Here is a 19,014-nt window from a genome sequence, read left to right as displayed (position 1 = left end):
TTGGGAGGATTGATTAAGGAAAACTGATTATGATATGGGTGTAGAAAGAAAACGATTACAAAACAACAGGAGGGCTTTAACATGACAGAAACTAAATACATTATGGCGATTGACCAAGGGACAACAAGTTCAAGAGCGATTATTTTTGATAAGAATGGTAACAAAATCGGTAGTTCACAAAAAGAGTTTACCCAGTACTTCCCAAATGATGGTTGGGTGGAACATAATGCCAATGAAATTTGGAATTCAGTTCAGTCAGTTATCGCCGGCGCCTTAATCGAATCTGGCGTTAAACCAGAACAAATTGCTGGGATTGGGATTACTAACCAACGTGAAACAACGGTTGTCTGGGATAAAAAAACTGGCTTACCAATTCACAATGCAGTCGTTTGGCAATCACGTCAATCATCACCGATTGCGGATCAATTAAAAACTGACGGTCACGCAGAAATGATTCATAGTAAAACCGGGCTAATTATCGATGCTTACTTCTCAGCGACTAAAGTTCGTTGGATCTTAGACCACGTAGAAGGCGCCCAAGCAAGAGCGGAAAAAGGCGACTTACTCTTTGGTACTATTGACACTTGGTTAGTTTGGAAATTAACAGATGGCGCAGCTCACGTAACAGATTACTCAAATGCGAGTCGGACAATGATGTTTAACATTCATGACTTAGAGTGGGATCAAGACATCTTAGATTTATTAAACATTCCTAAAATAATGTTACCAAAAGCTTGCTCAAACTCAGAAGTTTACGGTCACACGCAAAGCTTCCACTTCTATGGTAGTGAAGTACCGATTTCAGGAATGGCAGGTGACCAACAAGCCGCTCTCTTCGGACAAATGGCCTTTGAACCAGGCATGGTTAAAAATACTTACGGCACTGGCTCATTCATCGTGATGAATACTGGTGAAACGCCAACGCTATCTAAAAATAATTTATTAACAACCATTGGTTACGGCATCAACGGTAAAGTTTACTATGCCATTGAAGGAAGTATTTTCGTAACTGGCTCAGCTATTCAATGGTTACGTGATGGCTTGAAGATGATTCAAAGTGCCGCGGAAACTGAAAAAATTGCTATGGAATCTGACAGTAATGATGAAGTCTTTGTTGTACCAGCCTTTACTGGTTTAGGAGCGCCTTACTGGGATTCGAATGCACGGGGCGCAATCTTCGGTATGACTCGTGGCACAACGAAAGAAGATTTTGTTAAAGCAACCTTACAATCAATTGCTTACCAAGCTCGTGATGTTATCGACACGATGCAAGCAGATACCGGCATTGAAATTCCATTATTAAAAGTCGATGGTGGGGCAGCCAACAACGATTACTTAATGCAATTCCAAGCAGATATTTTAAACACTTCCGTTCAACGGGCTAGCGACTTAGAAACAACAGCTTTAGGGGCAGCTTTCTTAGCAGGCTTAGCTGTCGGGTTCTGGAAAGATTTAAGCGAAATTAAAGAGTTCTACGAGGCTGGGGAAATCTTTGAGCCGAAAATGGCTGAAGACAAACGTGAAAATTTATATGCTGGTTGGAAACAAGCAGTCGCTGCTACTCAAGCTTTTAAACACACGTCAATCTAGTCATAAAATAATATAGGAGGTCAAAATCATGGCATTTTCACTGGAAACAAGACAAACAGCAATTGCAACATTAAAAAAGGAAGAATTAGATGTCTTAATTATTGGTGGTGGCATTACCGGTGCTGGCGTAGCTTTACAAGCCAGTGCCGCTGGGATGAAAACCGGCTTAATTGAGATGCAAGATTTCGCAGAAGGGACGTCTTCTCGTTCGACGAAGTTAGTTCATGGTGGCATTCGCTACTTGAAAAACTTTGATGTGGAAGTTGTATCAGATACGGTAACAGAGCGGGCCGTCGTTCAAGGAATTGCTCCTCATATTCCTAAACCGGCGCCAATGTTATTACCAATCTACGATGAAGCAAGTTCGACTTTTAATATGTTCTCAGTTAAAATCGCCATGGATCTCTATGATCAATTAGCTAACGTGACTGGTAAATATGCTAACTACACCTTGACCGCTGAAGAAGTCTTAAAACGTGAACCTTATTTAAGAAAAGAAGGCTTACTAGGTGGCGGTGTCTACTTAGACTTTAAAAATAACGATGCCCGTTTAGTGATTGAGAACATTAAACAAGCAGCAAGTGACGGCGGACAAATGGTCAGTCGGGTCAAAGCAATTGGTTTTATTTACAAAGACCAACAAATCGCTGGGGTAATCGCAAAAGATTTATTAACTGGTGAAGAGTTCGAAATTAAAGCGAAAGTCGTAATTAATACGAGTGGTCCTTGGGTCGATAAAATTCGTGAGTTACGTCAAGGTGAAAAACCTGTCCCACAAATTCGCCCAACTAAAGGGGTTCACTTAGTCATCGACAGCAGCCGTTTAACAGTCCCACAACCGACTTACTTAGATACTGGTAAAAATGATGGCAGAATGTTCTTCGTCGTGCCTCGAGAAGATAAAACTTACTTTGGGACAACTGACACTGATTATCAAGGCGACTATGCTAAGCCAACAGTGGAACAAGCTGACGTTGATTACTTGTTAGAGTGTGTCAATTACCGTTACCCAGAAGCTAAGATTACTTTAGCTGACATTGAATCAAGTTGGGTTGGTTTACGGCCTTTAATCTCCACAAATGGTGGTTCAGATTACAATGGTGGCGACAATGGTAAAATTTCCGATAAGAGTTTTGAGGAAGTCATTCAAGTCGTCAATCAATTTACAGATCAAAAGGTTGATCGTTTAGCCGTTGAAGAAGTCTTAAACAACTTAGAAAGTAGTTTGTCAGAAAGTGGCAGCAGTCCTTCAGCTGTTTCTCGTGGCAGTGATTTGACTCGGGAAGCCGATGGTTTAATAACACTTTCTGGTGGAAAAATTACTGATTACCGCAAGATGGCGGAAGGGGCAATGACCTTAATTCAAGACATTTTATTAAAAGAGTACCAACAAGTATACCAATTAGTTGATTCTAAAACGTATCAAGTCTCAGGTGGAAAAATTGATCCAACAAAAGTCGATGAGACCTTAAATTCTTATTTAAGTGTCGGAATAGAGAAAGGGCTTACAGAAAAAGAAGCGATTTATTTGGCTGATTTGTACGGCTCGAATGTTTGTGAAGTATTTAATCAAAACCTTGACATGTCAATGTTTGAGGGGCTTTCTTTAAGAGAATCTTTAGGCTTGAATTACGCAATGGAACAAGAAATGACCTTAACACCAGCCGATTATTTAGTGCGTAGAACTAACCATCTACTATTCATTCGTGATACACTAGACATAATTAAAGGCCCTGTTGTGGAGGCTATGGCAAAACGTTTTAACTGGACCAAAACAGAAAAACTGAGTCATATCGAAGAGTTAACAAGCGTTATTAATGAATCGGATTTAATTAATTTAAAAAGGGAGAGATAAGAAATGAGCGGAGACACATTACAAATTTTTAGTGAGTTTTTAGGTACATTAGTTTTGGTATTATTAGGAGACGGGGTTTGTGCCGCAGTTAACTTGAAAAAGAGTAAAGCGGAAGCTTCTGGTTGGATCGTCATTGCTATGGGTTGGGCAGCAGCTGTAACAATTGCTGTTTATATTTCAGGCTTTATGGGACCAGCACATTTAAACCCAGCAGTTACAGTCGGTATGGCAGTAGCAGGCAACTTTAGTTGGGGCTTAGTTATTCCATTCATCATTGCCCAAGTTTTAGGCGGGATTGTTGGAGCAGCTTTAGTTTGGTTAGCTTACTTACCACACTGGGCAGAAACAAAAGATCAAGGTGCTATTTTAGGAACATTTGCTACAGGACCAGCCATTAGAAATTATGGTGCTAATGTAATTACGGAAGTTATCGGTACAATTGTTTTAGTACTAGGTTTATTAGCTTTCTCACAACATACATTTGCAGATGGCATGAATCCGATGGTTGTCGGAATCTTAATCCTTTCAATTGGTTTATCATTAGGTGGAGCGACAGGTTATGCGATTAACCCTGCTCGTGACTTAGGTCCGAGAATTGCTCACCAATTACTACCAATTGCTAACAAAGGTGACTCTGACTGGGGTTATTCATGGGTACCAGTTGTTGGACCAATCATCGGTGCGGTGATTGCAGCAGTTATTTACATGGCAATTATTTAAGTTAGTTATTATTTCCGAGACACGTTAGGCAGCCAAGCTGTTTAACGTGTTTTTTTTATCAATAGAAAGCCAGTTTGAAAGGCTGTGTATGATGTTTAACGAAGAAGTGTGGGAAAGTATCGCAAGTTATCGATGAGGCAGTTTAAAAGGGCGATAAGGCCTAAATGTTGCCTAAATCCGAGGGGGGAGTTATAAAATAAAAACTTATCAAGAGGGGGTTATTTTAATAAAACCTAGTAATAAAAAAATAGACTGAGCAATATTAACGTATTTTAAATTTAACGCACCTTATAAAAAGAGTGAAAAAAAGCTAAAATAGGTTTGATAAATAGAAATCAAAATGCAAGTGAATTGTCTAACAAACCAATGATTGTAAGACTTTGTCAGTAACTATTACTATTGCTAATACCCTTCATAATTTTTTCTAAGTAGCAAAATTCTCTGTCCGGCCTTATGCTTTTTGTGAAAGCGATTTTAAATTTAAAGGAGAGATACTAGATGTCAGAAAAAAATGTACGTCCAATCAATGTTAAAGAGTTTTACCCATCAGATCTGTTTTCATATTCAGAAAAATTAACCGATGGCGAATTAACAGTATTAAAAAATTTAAGAGAAGTCTTAGACGAAAAAGTTAGACCAATCTTAAATGAAAATTGGGAAAATGGTACGTTACCAGCTGGTGTTTTTGAAGAAATGGCTAAAGTTGGAATTATGGACAACCCATTATTATTTGAAGGTCGTGATAACAAACTTAAAACAAGTGAGTTATACACAGTGTTCCTATACTTTGAATTAGCTAAATTAGATGCGTCAATCGCAACGTTATTTACAGTTCACGGTGGTTTATGTTACAACACAATCGTTTTTGGTGGTAGCGAAGAACAAATTAAACATTATGCACCAAAAGTCGCTTCTTTCGAATGGCAAGGTTGTTTCGGTCTAACAGAACCTGAACACGGCTCTGATATTGCTGGTGGTTTAGCAACAACAGCTGAAAAAATTGGCGACAAATGGGTCTTAAATGGTGAAAAACGTTGGATCGGTGGAGCTGCTACAGCTGACATCTTACCAATCTTTGCTCGCGATAAAGCTGACGGAAAAATTAAATGTTTCATGGTACCTGGTGGCACACCTGGCTTAACTGTTGAAAACATTAAAGGTAAAGTCTCATTACGTATCGTCAACAACGGTCACATCACTTTAGAAAATGTTGAAGTTGAAGAATTCGCTCGTTTAGCTAATATCAATGGCTTCAAAGATGTTTCAAGAATTTTACGTGCGACTCGTGCGGATATTGCTCACTTAGCAACTGGTATGAACGCTGGTTCACTAGAAGCGGCATTAAAATATGTTAAAAACCGTGAACAATTTGGTAAATCAATTGGTGGATTCCAATTAGTTCAAGAAAAATTAGCCTTCATGCAAGCTAACGTTGTTGCCTGTCTTGGTTACTCAGTTCGAATTGCTGAAATGCAAGAAGAAGGTAACTACAGTGAAGAAAACTCAGCCTTAGCGAAAATGCACAACGCTAAAAAAATGCGTGAAACAGTTGCCTTAGGCCGTGAAGTTTGTGGTGGTAACGGAATTACTTTAGAAACAGACGTGGCTCGTTTCTTCGCTGATGGAGAAGCCATCTACTCATACGAAGGAACACATGAAATTAACGCCTTACTAGTTGGTCGTTACTTAACTGGTATTGGTGCTTTCGTCTAAACACCTTGTAACAATTTAGCTTAATAATTTGCTTGTACCAATCAGAGAAAGGAGACTTAAACCCCAACAGTTTAAGTCTCCTTTTTTGCTAGAAAACTAGGCAATAAAGGATACAGAAGCGACGTTTCAGTGTAGAATAGAATTACTAAATTAAAGAGGTGTTCATGATGGATATTCAACAACTTTATTATTTTATGAATATAGTTGAGTGTGGCTGTAACTTATCTTTAGCTGCTAAAAAAATACATATTACCCAATCAGCCTTAAGTCAACTAATTATTAACTTTGAAACTAATGAAGAACTTGTTTTGTTTTACCGAAAAAATGGCCGTTTAGATGCTTTAACTCCCAGTGGTGAAAAATTATACGCCTACGCCCAAGAGATAACGAAGCTTCACGGTGAAATGAGCGACATGGTACGCAAGGAAGCCTCAAAACAAAAAGGGACGATTCGCATCGGCTTACCCTCATTGATTTTACGGATTTTCTTTTCTTCGTTCTTTCCGAAATTCACAGCGGAGAATCCTGATATTCGTTTAGAAATCATTGAAGGCGGAAGTAATGTCTTACGAAAAATGCTCTTCCAAAATGATTTAGATTATGCAATATTAATCGAACCAACAAGTCTAGATTTAAAAAGTTTTGAAGAACATGTCATTCAAATTGACGAGATGACGGCATTTGTTGCTAAAACCCATCCCTTAGCTCAACGGAAAGCTTTGAACTGGGATGATTTGAATGAATTCCCAATCGGCACCTTTAACCAAAGTTTCACGACAAATGAATTAGTTAAAAGTAAAATGAAAGAAGTCGATTGTAAAGCCTTGATTAAATTTGAGTCGTCTTCATGGGATTACCTAGTTGAAGCAACGTTAGAGTCAGACATTGTTACGATTTTACCTTCACCAATCGAACGAACCATTGATCGTGACCTGTTTGTGGAGATACCTTTCAAAGACCCAATTCCTTTTAACGTCTTGTTGTGTCGACCAATCAAAAAAAGTTATAATGACATTGAAGGCATGGTTTACGAGTCGATTTTAAGTTATTTCTATCAACCAATCCACTAAGAATTTACAAATGAAGCAGCTCTAGTGTCTTGAGTTGCTTTTAAATTTGAGTAAAAACCAATCATTAAAAGTAGCTTAAATAAATACTTTTTTCAAGCTTAATCAAATGAAAAATTGAACAATAGCCCAGTATCTAGGTTTCCAACTGCCTATTAGTAATACTAATAGGCTAAATAACTTTTACTTGTTAGATTTTTCAATCATTTGCTTTTATGATAGGGTTGTAAACGTTTTATAAAAGCAAAGTGTAAACAAAAATTAGGAGGCAATTTTATAATGAGAGAAGTAGTAATTGTATCAGCGTTAAGATCACCAATCGGTAGTTTTGGTGGCAGTTTCAAAAATATTTCAGCCGTAGACTTAGGTAAAAAGGTCGTAGCTGAATCGTTAGCTAAAATTAATTTAGACCCAGCTTTAGTTGACGAAGTTATTTTAGGAAATGTTTTAGGAGCGGGTAAAGGTCAAAACGTCGCTCGTCAAGTTGCTTTAAATGCCGGCATACCTTTTACTTCATCTGCCTTAACAATTAATAAAGTGTGTGGATCAGGCTTAAAAACAGTCATCATGGCTGCTCAATCAATTATGTTAGGTGATAACGAAGTGGTTGTTGCTGGCGGAACTGAAAGCATGAGTCAAGCAAACTATGTCGTTCCTGATTACCGTTGGGGTAAACGAATGGGTGATGGCAAATTAATCGATACTATGATTACTGATGGCTTAACAGATGCCTTTGATCATATCCACATGGGAATTACTGCTGAAAACGTCGCTGAAAAATTCAACTACACTCGTGAAGCTCAAGACGCTTTTGCAGCAGCTAGCCAAAATAAAGCAGAAGCAGCCATTACCTCAGGTCGCTTTAAAGACGAAATCGTTAGTATTGAAGTACCAGTTAGACGTGGGGAACCTTTAGTAGTTGATACTGATGAACATCCGCGTTTTGGAACAACTGTTGAATCATTAGCTAAATTACGTCCTGCTTTCAAAGAAAACGGTACAGTCACAGCCGCTAACGCTTCCGGCTTAAATGATGGAGCAGCGATCTTAATTTTAATGACTCGGGAAAAAGCCGAAGAATTAAACTTAGAAATCTTAGCATCAATCAGCGGCTACGCTTCTGGTGGTGTTGATCCGAAAATCATGGGGACTGGTCCAATTCCAGCGACTAAAAAAGCCTTAGCTAAAGCTAACATGACAATTAGTGATTTAGAGTTAATCGAAGCTAACGAAGCCTTTGCGTCTCAAGCAATGAGCGTTGTTGAAGGCTTAGAGATGGATCAAAGCATTGTCAATGTTAATGGTGGAGCGATTGCTTTAGGTCACCCAATCGGCGCTAGTGGTGCCCGTGTCTTAGTATCTTTAATTCACGAAATGAAAAAACGTGACGCTAAATCAGGTTTAGCAACATTATGTATCGGCGGCGGCCAAGGTATTTCACTCATCGTTAAAAGAGATTAATTAGTAACTGACTAAGTCCCGGGAGTGGCTTTGAGGTTGTTTGGTTAAAAAATACAGACTAAGGTGATTATGATGACTATCAACATAAATAACATGCTCGAACAAGTTAGAACTTATTCTCGCAAAGAATTAAAAGAAGTCGCTTCACGCTATGATCAAACGGAAGAATTTCCGGCTGAACACATTCAATATTTGATTGGTTTAGGAATTTTAGAATTAATGGTTGTTGCTGAAGCGGAACGTACAGCTTCTTATAAAGAATTTTTGAGAATTATTAGAATCGTTTCCAAACAGTTCCCAGCAGTAGGAAGTATTTTATTAACCCAAGCGACCTATGGCATTTGGCCACTCTATAATTTTGGGACAACAGAGCAAAAAGCCACTTACTTAGACAAATTAATTAAAGGTGACATGTATGCCTCCTTTGCCATTAATGAAGAATCAGTCGGTAGTGATCTTGAGGAATTGGAAACTGTGGCAATTGAAAAAGACGATCATTGGGAAATTACTGGCCAAAAAGCCTATATTTCCAATTCGCCAATTGCCAGCCTCTTCTTTATAGTTGCTAAAACTCGCAGTTTAAATGGTCAAGAAAGCCACGGCGTTTTCTTAGTTGAAAAAACGGTGGAAGGTTTGACGGTGGGACCATTAGAAAATAAAATGGGCATCAAATCTTTGCCAGTTGCTGGCTTAACGATGACAAGTGTCAAAGTACCAAAAGACAACCTTTTAGGTGGGATTATTCAAGGTGTGAAACAAGTTGAATCTGTCGTTAACCGTAATCGACTAGCAATTTCCGCTCAAGCGATTGGGATTTCCCAAGGCGCCCTAGAGCGAGGACTAGAATATGTTAGTTTCGAACGTAATTTCGGGAAGCGCTTAATTGATCTGCAAGCGACCCAATATAAACTGGCTGATGTCCAAACTCGGATTTTATCAACCCGGGCCTTCTTACTACAAACAGTGGATGAAGCCCCCTTTGATACTCAGCAAGTCTCAATGTTGAAGTTAGCTTCATCCAATGTGGCAATTGAAACGACAGAAACAATTATTGATGTGACTGGTGGCTATGGGTATATGCGTAATAATGAAATTGAACGGTTTGTCAGAGATGCTAAGTTAACGTCGATTTATGGCAGCTCATCAAATACCCAACGGAAAATTATTGCTCAACCATGGTTATCAAAAATTTAATTTATTTAGGAGCGATTGAGAAATGGAAATTAAAAACGTAATGGTAATCGGTTCAGGTCAAATGGGTAGTGGGATTGTCCATGTTTTAGCTGAAGCCGGTTATACCGTATATATGAATGATATTAAAGAAGAATTTGTCCAAAAAGGCCTTGATAAAATTAAAGGATTATTAGACAAATCAGTTGCCCGTGAGCGCAAAACCCAAGCAGAAGCGGACAGTGTCTTTGCTCGTATTATTAAATCAACGGATTATCAAGACGCTAAAGATACCCAATTAGTTATTGAAGCTGCCACTGAAAATCGTGAAATCAAGCTTAATATTTTTAAAACAATTTCTGAGATTACTTCAGCTGAAACGATTTTAGCGACAAACACGTCGTCATTATCAATTACTGAAATTGCAGCGGCAACAACGAAACCTGAAAAAGTGATTGGCATGCATTTCTTTAACCCAGTCCAAGTCATGAAATTAGTTGAAATCAACCGTGGCATGCAAACAAGTGATGAAACAGCGGCTCAGATTTTAGAAGTTGCTAATAAAATCCGTAAAACAGCGATTGATATTAAAGACTCACCAGGCTTTGCCGTTAACCGTATTTTAATTCCGATGATTAACGAAGCCATCTTCGCTGTTAGTGAAGGCGTTGCTAGCCCACAAGAAATTGACGAAGCAATGATGATGGGGGCCAATCACCCAATGGGACCTCTAGCTTTAGCTGACTACATTGGCTTAGATACGTGTCTTGCAATTATGAATGTGCTTTATGAAGGCTTTAACGATTCTAAATATCGTCCGTGTCCTTTACTTAAAAAATACGTTGAAGCTGGTTGGTTAGGTAACAAAACTGGTAAAGGTTTCTACGAATATAACTAAGGAGTGTCATGATGTCAAACTACAATTATTTAACTTTAACCGAAGAAAATGGGATTGGTGTCTTAACGATTGCTCGTCCTAAGATGTTAAATGCTTTAAGTACTGAAGTTATGGAAGAACTAGATCTAGTTTTAGAACAAATCGAAAATGATTTTAACATTCAAGTCTTAATCGTGACTGGTGCTGGTGAAAAAGCCTTTGTTGCCGGAGCGGATATTGCTGAAATGAAAGATAAAAATGTCTTTGATGGCCGTGATTTTTCAGCCTTTGGTAATAGTGTCTTCACTAAGTTAGCTGATTTAAGACAACCAACAATTGCAGCAATCAACGGTTTCGCCCTTGGTGGTGGGTGTGAATTAGCTTTAGCCTGTGACATTCGTTTAGGTTCAACTAATACTAAATTAGGGCAACCGGAAGTCGGTTTAGGGATTATCCCTGGCTTTGGTGGCACTCAACGTTTAAGCCGAATTGTTGGAATTGGTGTGGCGAAAGAATTAATTTTTACAGGTAAAAATATCAATGCTCAAGAAGGTTTAAGAATTGGATTGTTAAACCAAGTCGTGCCAAATGAAGAACTAGAAATGAGCGCTCGTAAAATGGCGGAATCGATTCAAAAGAATGCCCCATTTGCAGTGGAATTAAGTAAAGAAGTCATTAACGCTGGCGCAGAAATGACGTTAGCAGATGGCCTCCGCTTTGAAGCTGAAGTGTTTGGTTCGCTCTTTTCAACAAGTGACCAAAAAGAAGGTATGGAAGCCTTTGTTAATAAACGTAAACCTGATTTCAAACGTGGATAACTAAAAAAGACTTTAGGAGAGATGACCATGAATTTTAGAGAATTATACGCAAGCAAACTAACTACCCCGATAGAGGCTGTTAAACAGGTTGAAGCCGGAGACGGAATTGTCTTCCCAATCATGCCTGGTGAGCCACCAGCACTACTTGAAGCAATTAGTAGTCTAGACTATTTAGAAGGCAATACGTTGTACCGTATGTTACCAAGTTTCCCTATTTTAAATCTTCCAAAATCTCAATTAAAACAAGTCTCAATCTTTTTATCTGGGATGGACCGTAAAGCGATGAATACTGGCTTAGTTGATCTATTGCCAAATAACTTTTCAGATATTCCAGCAATTTTACAACAACGTGAATCAGAAATGGTTATCATGGCCACTGTTTCACCGATGGACGAAAATGGTTACTTCTCATTAGGAACAAGCCCTTCTTACGTTGCCTCATTAATTGAAGGTGCGAAAACGATTATTTTAGAAGTAAACGAAGAAATGCCAAGAACCTTTGGTGAGAAAAACGGCATCCACATCAGCCAAGTAGCAGCTTTAATTGAAAACAACCTTGATTTACCAACTCTAGGCAGTCCTGAATTAGGGGAAAAAGACTTAGCAATCGGTAAAGAAATTGCTGGGACAGTTAAAGATGGCGACACTTTACAAATTGGTTTTGGGGCTATGCCAAATGCGGTGATGGAGTACTTAGTTGATAAAAAAGACTTAGGCTTACATACTGAAATGTTGCCAGAAAAATTAGTTGATTTAACTGAAAAAGGCGTAATTACTAATAAGTACAAAGAAAATAACGTTAATAAGTCAGTGGCAACTTTTGCCATCGGTTCAAAACGTTTGTATCAATTTATGAATAACAACAAAGATATTTTAATGTTACCTTGTGATTACACAAATAATGTTGACACGATTCGTGAGCTAGATAACTTAGTCGCAATCAATTCTTCAGTAGAAGTTGATTTCTTAGGACAATGTAACTCAGAGAAAGTTCAAAACACTTATTATTCATCAACAGGTGGACAAGCTGACTTTATGAAAGGTGTCCGTGGCACGAAAAATGGCACAGGCATTATCTGTCTCTACTCAACGGCTAAAAAAGACACATTTTCAACGATTGTTCCGACACTTTTCCAAGGTGCGCCGGTGACAACGTCAAAAAATGACATTGATACAATTGTGACAGAATACGGCAGTGCTCAATTAAAAGGGAAAACAATTTCAGAGCGAGCAGAAGCCTTAATCAAGATAGCTCATCCGAAATTTAGAACCGAGTTGCTAGAAAAAGCACATGAACTTAATTACATCCCAGTTGAAGAAAACTAAAACACCCTTCCTTAGGTGAGTTAATAACTGAAAATTCAGAATAATCAAAAAACTCTTGCCAGCATTGGGATTAAGCAATAGCTGGCAAGAGTCATTATTTTGTGGGGGTTAGTTAAGCATTAGTCGCTAACAAAGATTCAAAACCTTTACGTTGTAGGCAGTGGAGCACTTCGATGTCGATTGATTGAAGATCCTTCGTTTCCATAAGTTCTTGTAAGCGAAAAATTGTCGATTGATAATAGCCACGAGCTTTGATTCGCTGAATGAATGAAAATTCCTTGGCAAACTGTTTTGAGTCTTTTGAAACAGTTGACTCCCAAAGGTTAAGGTAATCTTTTAAGGCTTCGGGGAAGGCGTCTAACAAGCTTGCTTTCGTGTCACTTATCAGGCTGAACTCTGGTAAGACATCTAAAGTTGCTAAAAAGCCCTCTGTTGTTGATTTGATTGAAATAGTTATTTCCATGTTGAACATCCTTTCTATAATAAGCAGTTTGGAAAGCGTGTCGTTATTGGAAAAGGTAACGCTTTCTATATCTTTATTGTATCTGATAGGTCCCTTTTATACCAAGCTTGATTATTAATAGGGGGTATTAGGTAAATTTATAGTAGTTAGACGAAAGGAGAAAAATATGGATTCATTAACGTTTCACGACATGACATTAACCTGGTTAGAAGGTGGCGAAACACGACTAGACGGAGGAGCAATGTTCGGGGTTGTCCCAAAACCTTTATGGTCTCGGGTTTATCCTTTTAATGAGTTGAATCAGATTGAACTGCCAACTGATCCGATTTTAATTCAATTTAAAGGGATTAATTACTTAATTGATGCCAGTGTTGGGCGGGGCAAGATGACTGCCAAACAACATCGGAATTTCGGAGTCTCTAGAGAATCAACAGTAGCAGAAAGTTTAGCGGAATTAGGCATGACAACGAAAGACATTGACGTTATTTTAATGACTCACTTACACTTTGATCACGCTAGTGGCTTAACGGAATTACAAGATGGGGAGCTAGTCTCCACCTTTCCGAATGCGAAGATTATGGTTAGTGAGATTGAATGGCAAGAAATGCGTCATCCTAATATGCGTTCAATCAATACTTATTGGAAAGAAAATTGGCAAGCGATTGCTGACCAAGTAATAACTTTTGAAAATAAGGTTGCGATTATTCCTGAAATTGAAATGATTCACACTGGTGGTCACAGTGACGGTCATGCCATCATTAAATTACATCAGCAAGGGGAAGTCATCATTCATATGGCAGACATTATGCCAACCCATGCTCATAAGAATCCTTTGTGGGTCTTAGCTTATGATGATTACCCAATGACGTCGATTTTCGCTAAGGAACGCATTATGGCAGAAGCATTTGAAAATGATTATAAATTTATTTTTTACCACGATGCCTTCTATCGCATGATACAATGGGATAGGAAAGGACAAGAAAAAATAACGGAATTAAAAAGAGGTAGGGAAGCTCAAATCAATTTCCCTAAAGAAAAGTAAGACAGTTGTCTAGGAGGAAGTATTTTTTATGAAGAAGAGTATCGCAGAAGCAATCGGAACATTTATTTTAGTATTTATCGGAACAGGAGCCGCAGTTTTAAGTGGTGCAACTGTTGGCACAATCGGAATTGGTTTAGCCTTTGGTTTAGCCATTTGGATTGCCGCATTCACTGTTGGTTCAGTTTCAGGGGCTCATTTAAACCCAGCTGTATCTTTAGGAATGTTAATGAACAAACGTATTAACGTGACTGAATTTTGTTATTATATTGTTGGCCAAATCATTGGTGCCATTTTAGCTAGTGGAGCGTTAAAATTAGTTTTAAGTAACGCTAATTTACCAGTTGATAATTTAGCTCAAACAACGTTTGGTGAGTTATCAGCTATGGGCGCTTTCTTTATTGAAGGATTATTAACGTTCTTATTAGTCTTAGTTGTGATGTCAGTGACTAGTAAAAAAATTGGTACGCCTAATGGTGGTATGGTTATTGGTTTAACTTTAACAGCTTTACACTTTATCGGAGTGCCTTTAACTGGCATGTCAGTTAACCCAGTCAGAAGTTTAGCACCAGCGATTTTTGTTGGCGGCGAAGCTTTGTCACAACTATGGGTATACTTATTAGCCCCATTAGTTGGTGGGATTTTAGCAGCTTTAGTTGCTAAATATTTCTTAGAAACAGAAGAAGTTTAAATTAGTTTTCACTCCCTTAATGGGATTTGAAATATAGATTAAATCAAAGCTGCATGCCAAATACCGTGAATAAGTTGAGACAATTCTCTCTCGAATCCAAAATAATTGACACAATCAATTTACAACTTAGAGCAGGTTTAAAGCAAAGGGCTAATTTAATCAAGAAATTGCTAGAATTTTTCTAGCTTTTTTCTTAACAATAAATGAATACCCTTACAAAAGGAGCGGTGCTGAATATGGAACAAATCAAAGACAATCTTTACGCAATCAAAATCCCATTACCAAACAGTCCTTTACGAGCGACAACGACTTATTTTATTAAAGGTCAGCCAGGCCAACGTCATTTATTGATTGACACAGCTTTTAACGCTGACAGTTGTGAAGAAGTTTTAATGAAGGCTTTCGCCGAGTTAGAAGTCAGCTTAGCCGATACGGATATTTTTATTACTCATATGCATGTTGATCATTGTGGTTTAATTTCCCGCTTAAAAGTCCCTAGTAATACAATTTATGCCAGTGAAGTTGATAAGTATTGGATTGACGGTTTTAACGAAGCTGATTATTGGCAGTGGCAAAGGATGAATAACCGTTGGGCAGGGACACCTGAGGCTTTAAGTTTAGAAAATCATGAACATGTGGCGTACACTTATCGACCGAATAAAAAAGTTCCCTTGCAAACAGTGACGCCTGAAACTGAATTAAGCTATGGTGGCTATTTATTAAAAGTTATCGATTTAGCTGGTCATACTCCCGGGCAAGTTGGTTTGTGGGAAGAAGAGCAGAGCTTTATGTTTTCCGCTGACCATGTCTTAAATCGAGTCTCCCCTAATATCGCTTTTTGGGATCAAGAACACGACTACTTAGGAGCTTACTTAAGCAATCTTGCTAAAGTTAAAAAGCTCCCTGTAAAAAAACTTTATTCTGCCCATTTTCAAGAACTAGACGACCATGGTAGACGGATTGATGAGTTAATCGCTCATCATGAGGAACGTTTAGCAGAAATAGTTAGTTTAGTGGGAGCTAGCTCTGAAGCGGTGACAGCTTTTGAAATTGCTGAAAAAATGCCTTGGTTAGGTGGTAAAAAGGTTACGGAGATTGCTCCGCAACAACGGTGGTTTGCTTGTACGGAAGTCTTAGCTCATCTCCATCACTTAGCAACTACTGGCAAACTAAAGGTTCGTCAAGAGGCGGACACTTATAAATTTAGTATATAAAAATAGACAAGTCCCTGGAAACACCAAGGGACTTGTCTATTAGCTATTCTTTATTGGTATTGATCTTCTAAACGGCTCATCCACCAGCCTAAAAGAGCGCCAGCTAAACATAAGACAGCGGCTAAGAAAAAGCCCCAAGGAGCAATGCCAGTGTAGTCAGTTGGAATAATCATTAAGGTTGAGGCAAAGACGACACCTAAGATAAAGTGGAATAATTTGGCGTAAGCAATCGAAAAGATATAATTCATGACTTTCGATAAGCTTAAGACACAGACTAAGCCACCGATGGCAATTGGAATAATCACAGCTAAGTCGACTTGTTTAATGCCGTCAGACATGGCTTTATACATACCCATGTAAACTAAGAAGTTTGAGGGACTTAAACCAGGAACGATAATGCCTAAACCAATCAACGCGCCAGCGATTAGCCAAGTGAAAGTGTTTTGAGAAACTTGCCCACTAAATAAAGATTGACCGTAAATTAAAAATAATAGACTAAGTACAAAAGTCACACCCATAATGTTGAAATCAGACTTGGAACGGCCTTTTTTACCAGCTTCCCGCCAAAGAGCAGGAACCGTTCCAATAATACAGCCAACAAAAAACCATAAGATGATTGTTTCGTAACTGCCTAGTAAAAAACTAACGGCGAAAGATAAAAGAAAGACCCCTGTTAAACCGCCTAAGCCAATTGGTAGAAAGAAAATCACATTTTCTTTGAAGTTTTTAGTGATGTTTGCTAAGAAACTAATAATCCGTTCATAGATCCCGAAGACAGCAGCTAAGGCACCGCCACTAACTCCTGGTAAGATAAAACCTGAACCGATGAACATGCCTTTGATAAAACGTAAAAACCATTCTTTAATAGATGTCTCTTTCATAATGCACTCCTTTTTAATTAGACCATTGATAATATAGTGACTATTAAACTCTAATAGTTCTATTTTACTATTCTTTTCTAGTTAGTTCAATTTATCAATCGCTGAAGGACTAACAGGATAAGACAAAAGAGCTTAATTAGTCAATTGGTATAGTTGTTACTGAATTGTTTTTTCACAAACTTAACTAAGGGGAGATTAGAAGTGGCTGGAAACTCTGAAGATTGCTGAAAAAGGTTTTATTAAAAAGTAGTAGAAAATCACAGAGTGACTAACAAAGTTTTAATAACAACAATGGAAACGTTTGCTTTTGTGGTGCTTGTTTTTAATTGAACATAAGTACACAAACTTTTAAATCTAAAATAATACGTCTTATAACTATACTTTAGTCCGGGATTAGTTATATAATAAAGGTATTGTGAGGAAACTAAATGATTATATCGAAGGAAGTGGTCAAGGTGGAATTTTCAAAAGAACAACGAAGACGTTATCTTGAACAGATGTCACAGACAGAGTTAGATATATTAGTGATTGGTGGTGGGATTACCGGTGCCGGGATCAGTTTAGATGGAGCCAGTCGCGGTTTGAAAATGGGCTTAGTCGAAATGCGGGACTTTGCTTCTGGGACTTCAAGTCGCTCAACGAAGTTAGTCCATGGTGGCTTACGGTATTTACAACAGTTTGAAGTCAAGACGGTGGCGGATGTTGGCCAAGAGCGAGCAATCGTTTATGAAAACGCTCCCCAAATTACAACGCCATTAAAAATGGTCTTACCTTTTTATCAAGGTGGCACATTTGGACCGATGACAACGGCACTAGGGTTAGATATGTACGACTTCTTAGCCCGAGTTAAAAAATCAGAACGAAAATTTATGTTAAAAAAAGAGGCTTCATTAGAACGTGAACCTTATTTAAAAGCGGAGGGATTAAAAGGGACCGGCGTCTATGTGGAGTATCGGACAGATGATTCACGGCTGACCTTAGAAACCTTAAAAAAAGCGGCAGAACTAGGAGCTAGTTTAGCAAATTACGCTAAAGTGACGAAATTACTTTACAGTAATGAGACTAACCAACTTGTAGGTGTTCGGGTCCAAGATTTAGTTGAAGGGCGAGAATATCCGATTTATGCTAAGCGAGTCATTAATGCCGCTGGCCCCTGGGTCGATGATTTGCGAAAATTAGACAATTCGAAAAAAGGTAAATTCTTACACTTAACGAAAGGGGTTCACTTAGTTTTCGATGAAAGTGTTTTTCCGATTACGAATGCGATTTATTTTGATACCCCTTACAAAGATAAGCGGATGATGTTTGCCATTCCTCGAGAAGGCAAAGTCTATGTAGGGACAACTGATACTTTTTACGATCAAGAACAAAACGAGCCAGGGGTAACGATGGCAGATGTTAATTACATTTTGACAGCGATAAACCAAATGTTTGATATTCCTTCTTTAGCTGTCAGTGATATTGAATCCTCCTGGTCGGGTGTCCGACCGCTGATTCACGAAGAAGGCAAAAGCCCTTCGGAAATTTCGCGGAAAGATGAGATTTTTCATTCAGAAAGAGGGATGTACTCGATTGCCGGTGGCAAGTTAACTGGTTATCGTAAAATGGCTAAGGAAATTGTTGACCAAGTCTTGAAAGACTTAGTTAAGTACGAGAACTATCAATTTGAACCATGTCAAACGAAGACCCTCCCTTTATCTGGTGGGGATGTCGGTGGTGGCAGTGGCTTTCTAAAATACAAAGTAGAAAAAACTGCTTTAGGTGTAGCGGAATTTAATTTAACGCCAGTCGAAGCAGAAAAGTTAGTTCAACGCTACGGTTCAAATGTGGCAAGTGTTTACAGTTATTTAGATCAAGGACCAGAAAGTTCATTGAGTCGGATTGATTTTGCAATGTTACAGTTCGGCCTAGAGCAAGAAATGGTGATACATCCCCTTGATTTCTTAGTCAGACGGAGCAGTTACATGCTCTTCAACATGGCTCATTGTCAAGGAATTAAAGCAGCTGTTGTCCAAGAGATGGCCCGTTATTACAAGTGGGATGAAGACTATCAGGAACAAATGCTAGCAGAAGTTGAAACAGCGATAAACCAACATGTCACTTTTGAATAAAATTAACAATAAAAAAGG

General features: G+C 38.4%; 16 protein-coding genes. 14 read left to right on the top strand and 2 right to left on the bottom strand.

The features are described 5' to 3' along the window. Positions 1-81: 81 nt before the first annotated feature. The 10 genes from glpK to CBF35_RS09425 all read left to right on the top strand — a co-directional run bounded on the left by glpK (position 82) and on the right by CBF35_RS09425 (position 12,597). Positions 82-1,590: a glycerol kinase GlpK gene (gene glpK, locus CBF35_RS09470; protein WP_126780481.1), complete on the top strand. Its 1,509-nt coding sequence runs from the start codon at positions 82-84 to the stop codon at positions 1,588-1,590. Positions 1,591-1,618: 28 nt separating this feature from the next. Next, positions 1,619-3,445 carry a type 1 glycerol-3-phosphate oxidase gene (gene glpO, locus CBF35_RS09465; RefSeq protein WP_126780479.1) on the top strand — a complete coding sequence of 609 codons (1,827 nt, stop codon included), beginning with the start codon at positions 1,619-1,621 and terminating at the stop codon, positions 3,443-3,445. A gap of 3 nt (positions 3,446-3,448) precedes the next feature. Further along, a complete protein-coding gene (locus CBF35_RS09460) occupies positions 3,449-4,165 on the top strand; it encodes an MIP/aquaporin family protein (protein ID WP_126780476.1) in 717 nt (238 codons plus the stop codon). A 498-nt stretch (positions 4,166-4,663) separates the two neighbouring features. Continuing rightward, the gene (gene fadE / locus CBF35_RS09455; RefSeq protein WP_126780474.1) at positions 4,664-5,878 is read left to right on the top strand and encodes an acyl-CoA dehydrogenase FadE; all 1,215 of its coding nucleotides are present in this window, start codon (positions 4,664-4,666) and stop codon (positions 5,876-5,878) included. A gap of 167 nt (positions 5,879-6,045) precedes the next feature. Next, on the top strand, positions 6,046-6,948 hold the full coding sequence (locus CBF35_RS09450; RefSeq protein WP_126780472.1) for a LysR family transcriptional regulator: 903 nt from the start codon (positions 6,046-6,048) through the stop codon (positions 6,946-6,948). 276 nt (positions 6,949-7,224) lie between these two features. Next, entirely contained in the window at positions 7,225-8,406 is a 1,182-nt protein-coding gene (locus tag CBF35_RS09445; RefSeq protein WP_126780470.1) for an acetyl-CoA C-acetyltransferase, read from the top strand. Between the two features lie 72 nt (positions 8,407-8,478). Continuing rightward, positions 8,479-9,600, top strand: coding sequence for an acyl-CoA dehydrogenase family protein (locus tag CBF35_RS09440; protein WP_170174768.1), 1,122 nt, complete (start codon positions 8,479-8,481; stop codon positions 9,598-9,600). A 22-nt stretch (positions 9,601-9,622) separates the two neighbouring features. Continuing rightward, a complete protein-coding gene (locus CBF35_RS09435; protein WP_126780466.1) occupies positions 9,623-10,474 on the top strand; it encodes a 3-hydroxybutyryl-CoA dehydrogenase in 852 nt (283 codons plus the stop codon). 11 nt (positions 10,475-10,485) lie between these two features. After that, the gene (locus CBF35_RS09430) at positions 10,486-11,271 is read left to right on the top strand and encodes an enoyl-CoA hydratase-related protein (RefSeq protein WP_126780464.1); all 786 of its coding nucleotides are present in this window, start codon (positions 10,486-10,488) and stop codon (positions 11,269-11,271) included. Positions 11,272-11,298: 27 nt separating this feature from the next. Continuing rightward, positions 11,299-12,597, top strand: coding sequence for an acetyl-CoA hydrolase/transferase family protein (locus CBF35_RS09425; RefSeq protein ID WP_228026087.1), 1,299 nt, complete (start codon positions 11,299-11,301; stop codon positions 12,595-12,597). Positions 12,598-12,709: 112 nt separating this feature from the next. Here CBF35_RS09425 and CBF35_RS09420 read toward each other — a convergent pair whose 3' ends face one another. Next, the gene (locus tag CBF35_RS09420) at positions 12,710-13,060 is read right to left on the bottom strand and encodes a hypothetical protein (protein WP_126780460.1); all 351 of its coding nucleotides are present in this window, start codon (positions 13,058-13,060) and stop codon (positions 12,710-12,712) included. Positions 13,061-13,226: 166 nt separating this feature from the next. Between CBF35_RS09420 and CBF35_RS09415 the strand changes: the two genes are divergently transcribed. The 3 genes from CBF35_RS09415 to CBF35_RS09405 all read left to right on the top strand — a co-directional run bounded on the left by CBF35_RS09415 (position 13,227) and on the right by CBF35_RS09405 (position 16,004). Further along, positions 13,227-14,102 carry a YtnP family quorum-quenching lactonase gene (locus CBF35_RS09415; RefSeq protein WP_126780458.1) on the top strand — a complete coding sequence of 292 codons (876 nt, stop codon included), beginning with the start codon at positions 13,227-13,229 and terminating at the stop codon, positions 14,100-14,102. A 28-nt stretch (positions 14,103-14,130) separates the two neighbouring features. Continuing rightward, a complete protein-coding gene (locus CBF35_RS09410) occupies positions 14,131-14,790 on the top strand; it encodes an MIP/aquaporin family protein (RefSeq protein ID WP_126780456.1) in 660 nt (219 codons plus the stop codon). Between the two features lie 236 nt (positions 14,791-15,026). Continuing rightward, the gene (locus tag CBF35_RS09405; RefSeq protein WP_170174767.1) at positions 15,027-16,004 is read left to right on the top strand and encodes an MBL fold metallo-hydrolase; all 978 of its coding nucleotides are present in this window, start codon (positions 15,027-15,029) and stop codon (positions 16,002-16,004) included. Between the two features lie 50 nt (positions 16,005-16,054). On the opposite strand, the gene CBF35_RS09400 is transcribed toward CBF35_RS09405, so the two are convergent. Then, on the bottom strand, positions 16,055-16,885 hold the full coding sequence (locus CBF35_RS09400; RefSeq protein WP_126780452.1) for a DUF368 domain-containing protein: 831 nt from the start codon (positions 16,883-16,885) through the stop codon (positions 16,055-16,057). A gap of 455 nt (positions 16,886-17,340) precedes the next feature. Here CBF35_RS09400 and CBF35_RS09395 point away from each other — a divergent pair, with 455 nt between their 5' ends. Beyond that, entirely contained in the window at positions 17,341-18,996 is a 1,656-nt protein-coding gene (locus tag CBF35_RS09395) for a glycerol-3-phosphate dehydrogenase/oxidase (RefSeq protein ID WP_193991699.1), read from the top strand. Positions 18,997-19,014 lie beyond the last annotated feature (18 nt).

Source organism: Vagococcus salmoninarum (genome assembly GCF_003987495.1).
Classification (GTDB): domain Bacteria; phylum Bacillota; class Bacilli; order Lactobacillales; family Vagococcaceae; genus Vagococcus_D; species Vagococcus_D salmoninarum.
Note: the sequence above shows the minus strand (reverse complement) of the source record. Positions and strands in the feature narration are given on the sequence as shown.

Bases quoted from the DNA above. Each gene is read 5' to 3' on its own strand.
- glpK (WP_126780481.1), top strand. From the start codon at position 82: ATGACAGAAACTAAATACATTATGGCGATTGACCAAGGGACAACAAGT.
- glpO (WP_126780479.1), top strand. From the start codon at position 1,619: ATGGCATTTTCACTGGAAACAAGACAAACAGCAATTGCAACATTAAAA.
- CBF35_RS09460 (WP_126780476.1), top strand. From the start codon at position 3,449: ATGAGCGGAGACACATTACAAATTTTTAGTGAGTTTTTAGGTACATTA.
- fadE (WP_126780474.1), top strand. From the start codon at position 4,664: ATGTCAGAAAAAAATGTACGTCCAATCAATGTTAAAGAGTTTTACCCA.
- CBF35_RS09450 (WP_126780472.1), top strand. From the start codon at position 6,046: ATGGATATTCAACAACTTTATTATTTTATGAATATAGTTGAGTGTGGC.
- CBF35_RS09445 (WP_126780470.1), top strand. From the start codon at position 7,225: ATGAGAGAAGTAGTAATTGTATCAGCGTTAAGATCACCAATCGGTAGT.
- CBF35_RS09440 (WP_170174768.1), top strand. From the start codon at position 8,479: ATGACTATCAACATAAATAACATGCTCGAACAAGTTAGAACTTATTCT.
- CBF35_RS09435 (WP_126780466.1), top strand. From the start codon at position 9,623: ATGGAAATTAAAAACGTAATGGTAATCGGTTCAGGTCAAATGGGTAGT.
- CBF35_RS09430 (WP_126780464.1), top strand. From the start codon at position 10,486: ATGTCAAACTACAATTATTTAACTTTAACCGAAGAAAATGGGATTGGT.
- CBF35_RS09425 (WP_228026087.1), top strand. From the start codon at position 11,299: ATGAATTTTAGAGAATTATACGCAAGCAAACTAACTACCCCGATAGAG.
- CBF35_RS09420 (WP_126780460.1), bottom strand. From the start codon at position 13,060: ATGGAAATAACTATTTCAATCAAATCAACAACAGAGGGCTTTTTAGCA.
- CBF35_RS09415 (WP_126780458.1), top strand. From the start codon at position 13,227: ATGGATTCATTAACGTTTCACGACATGACATTAACCTGGTTAGAAGGT.
- CBF35_RS09410 (WP_126780456.1), top strand. From the start codon at position 14,131: ATGAAGAAGAGTATCGCAGAAGCAATCGGAACATTTATTTTAGTATTT.
- CBF35_RS09405 (WP_170174767.1), top strand. From the start codon at position 15,027: ATGGAACAAATCAAAGACAATCTTTACGCAATCAAAATCCCATTACCA.
- CBF35_RS09400 (WP_126780452.1), bottom strand. From the start codon at position 16,885: ATGAAAGAGACATCTATTAAAGAATGGTTTTTACGTTTTATCAAAGGC.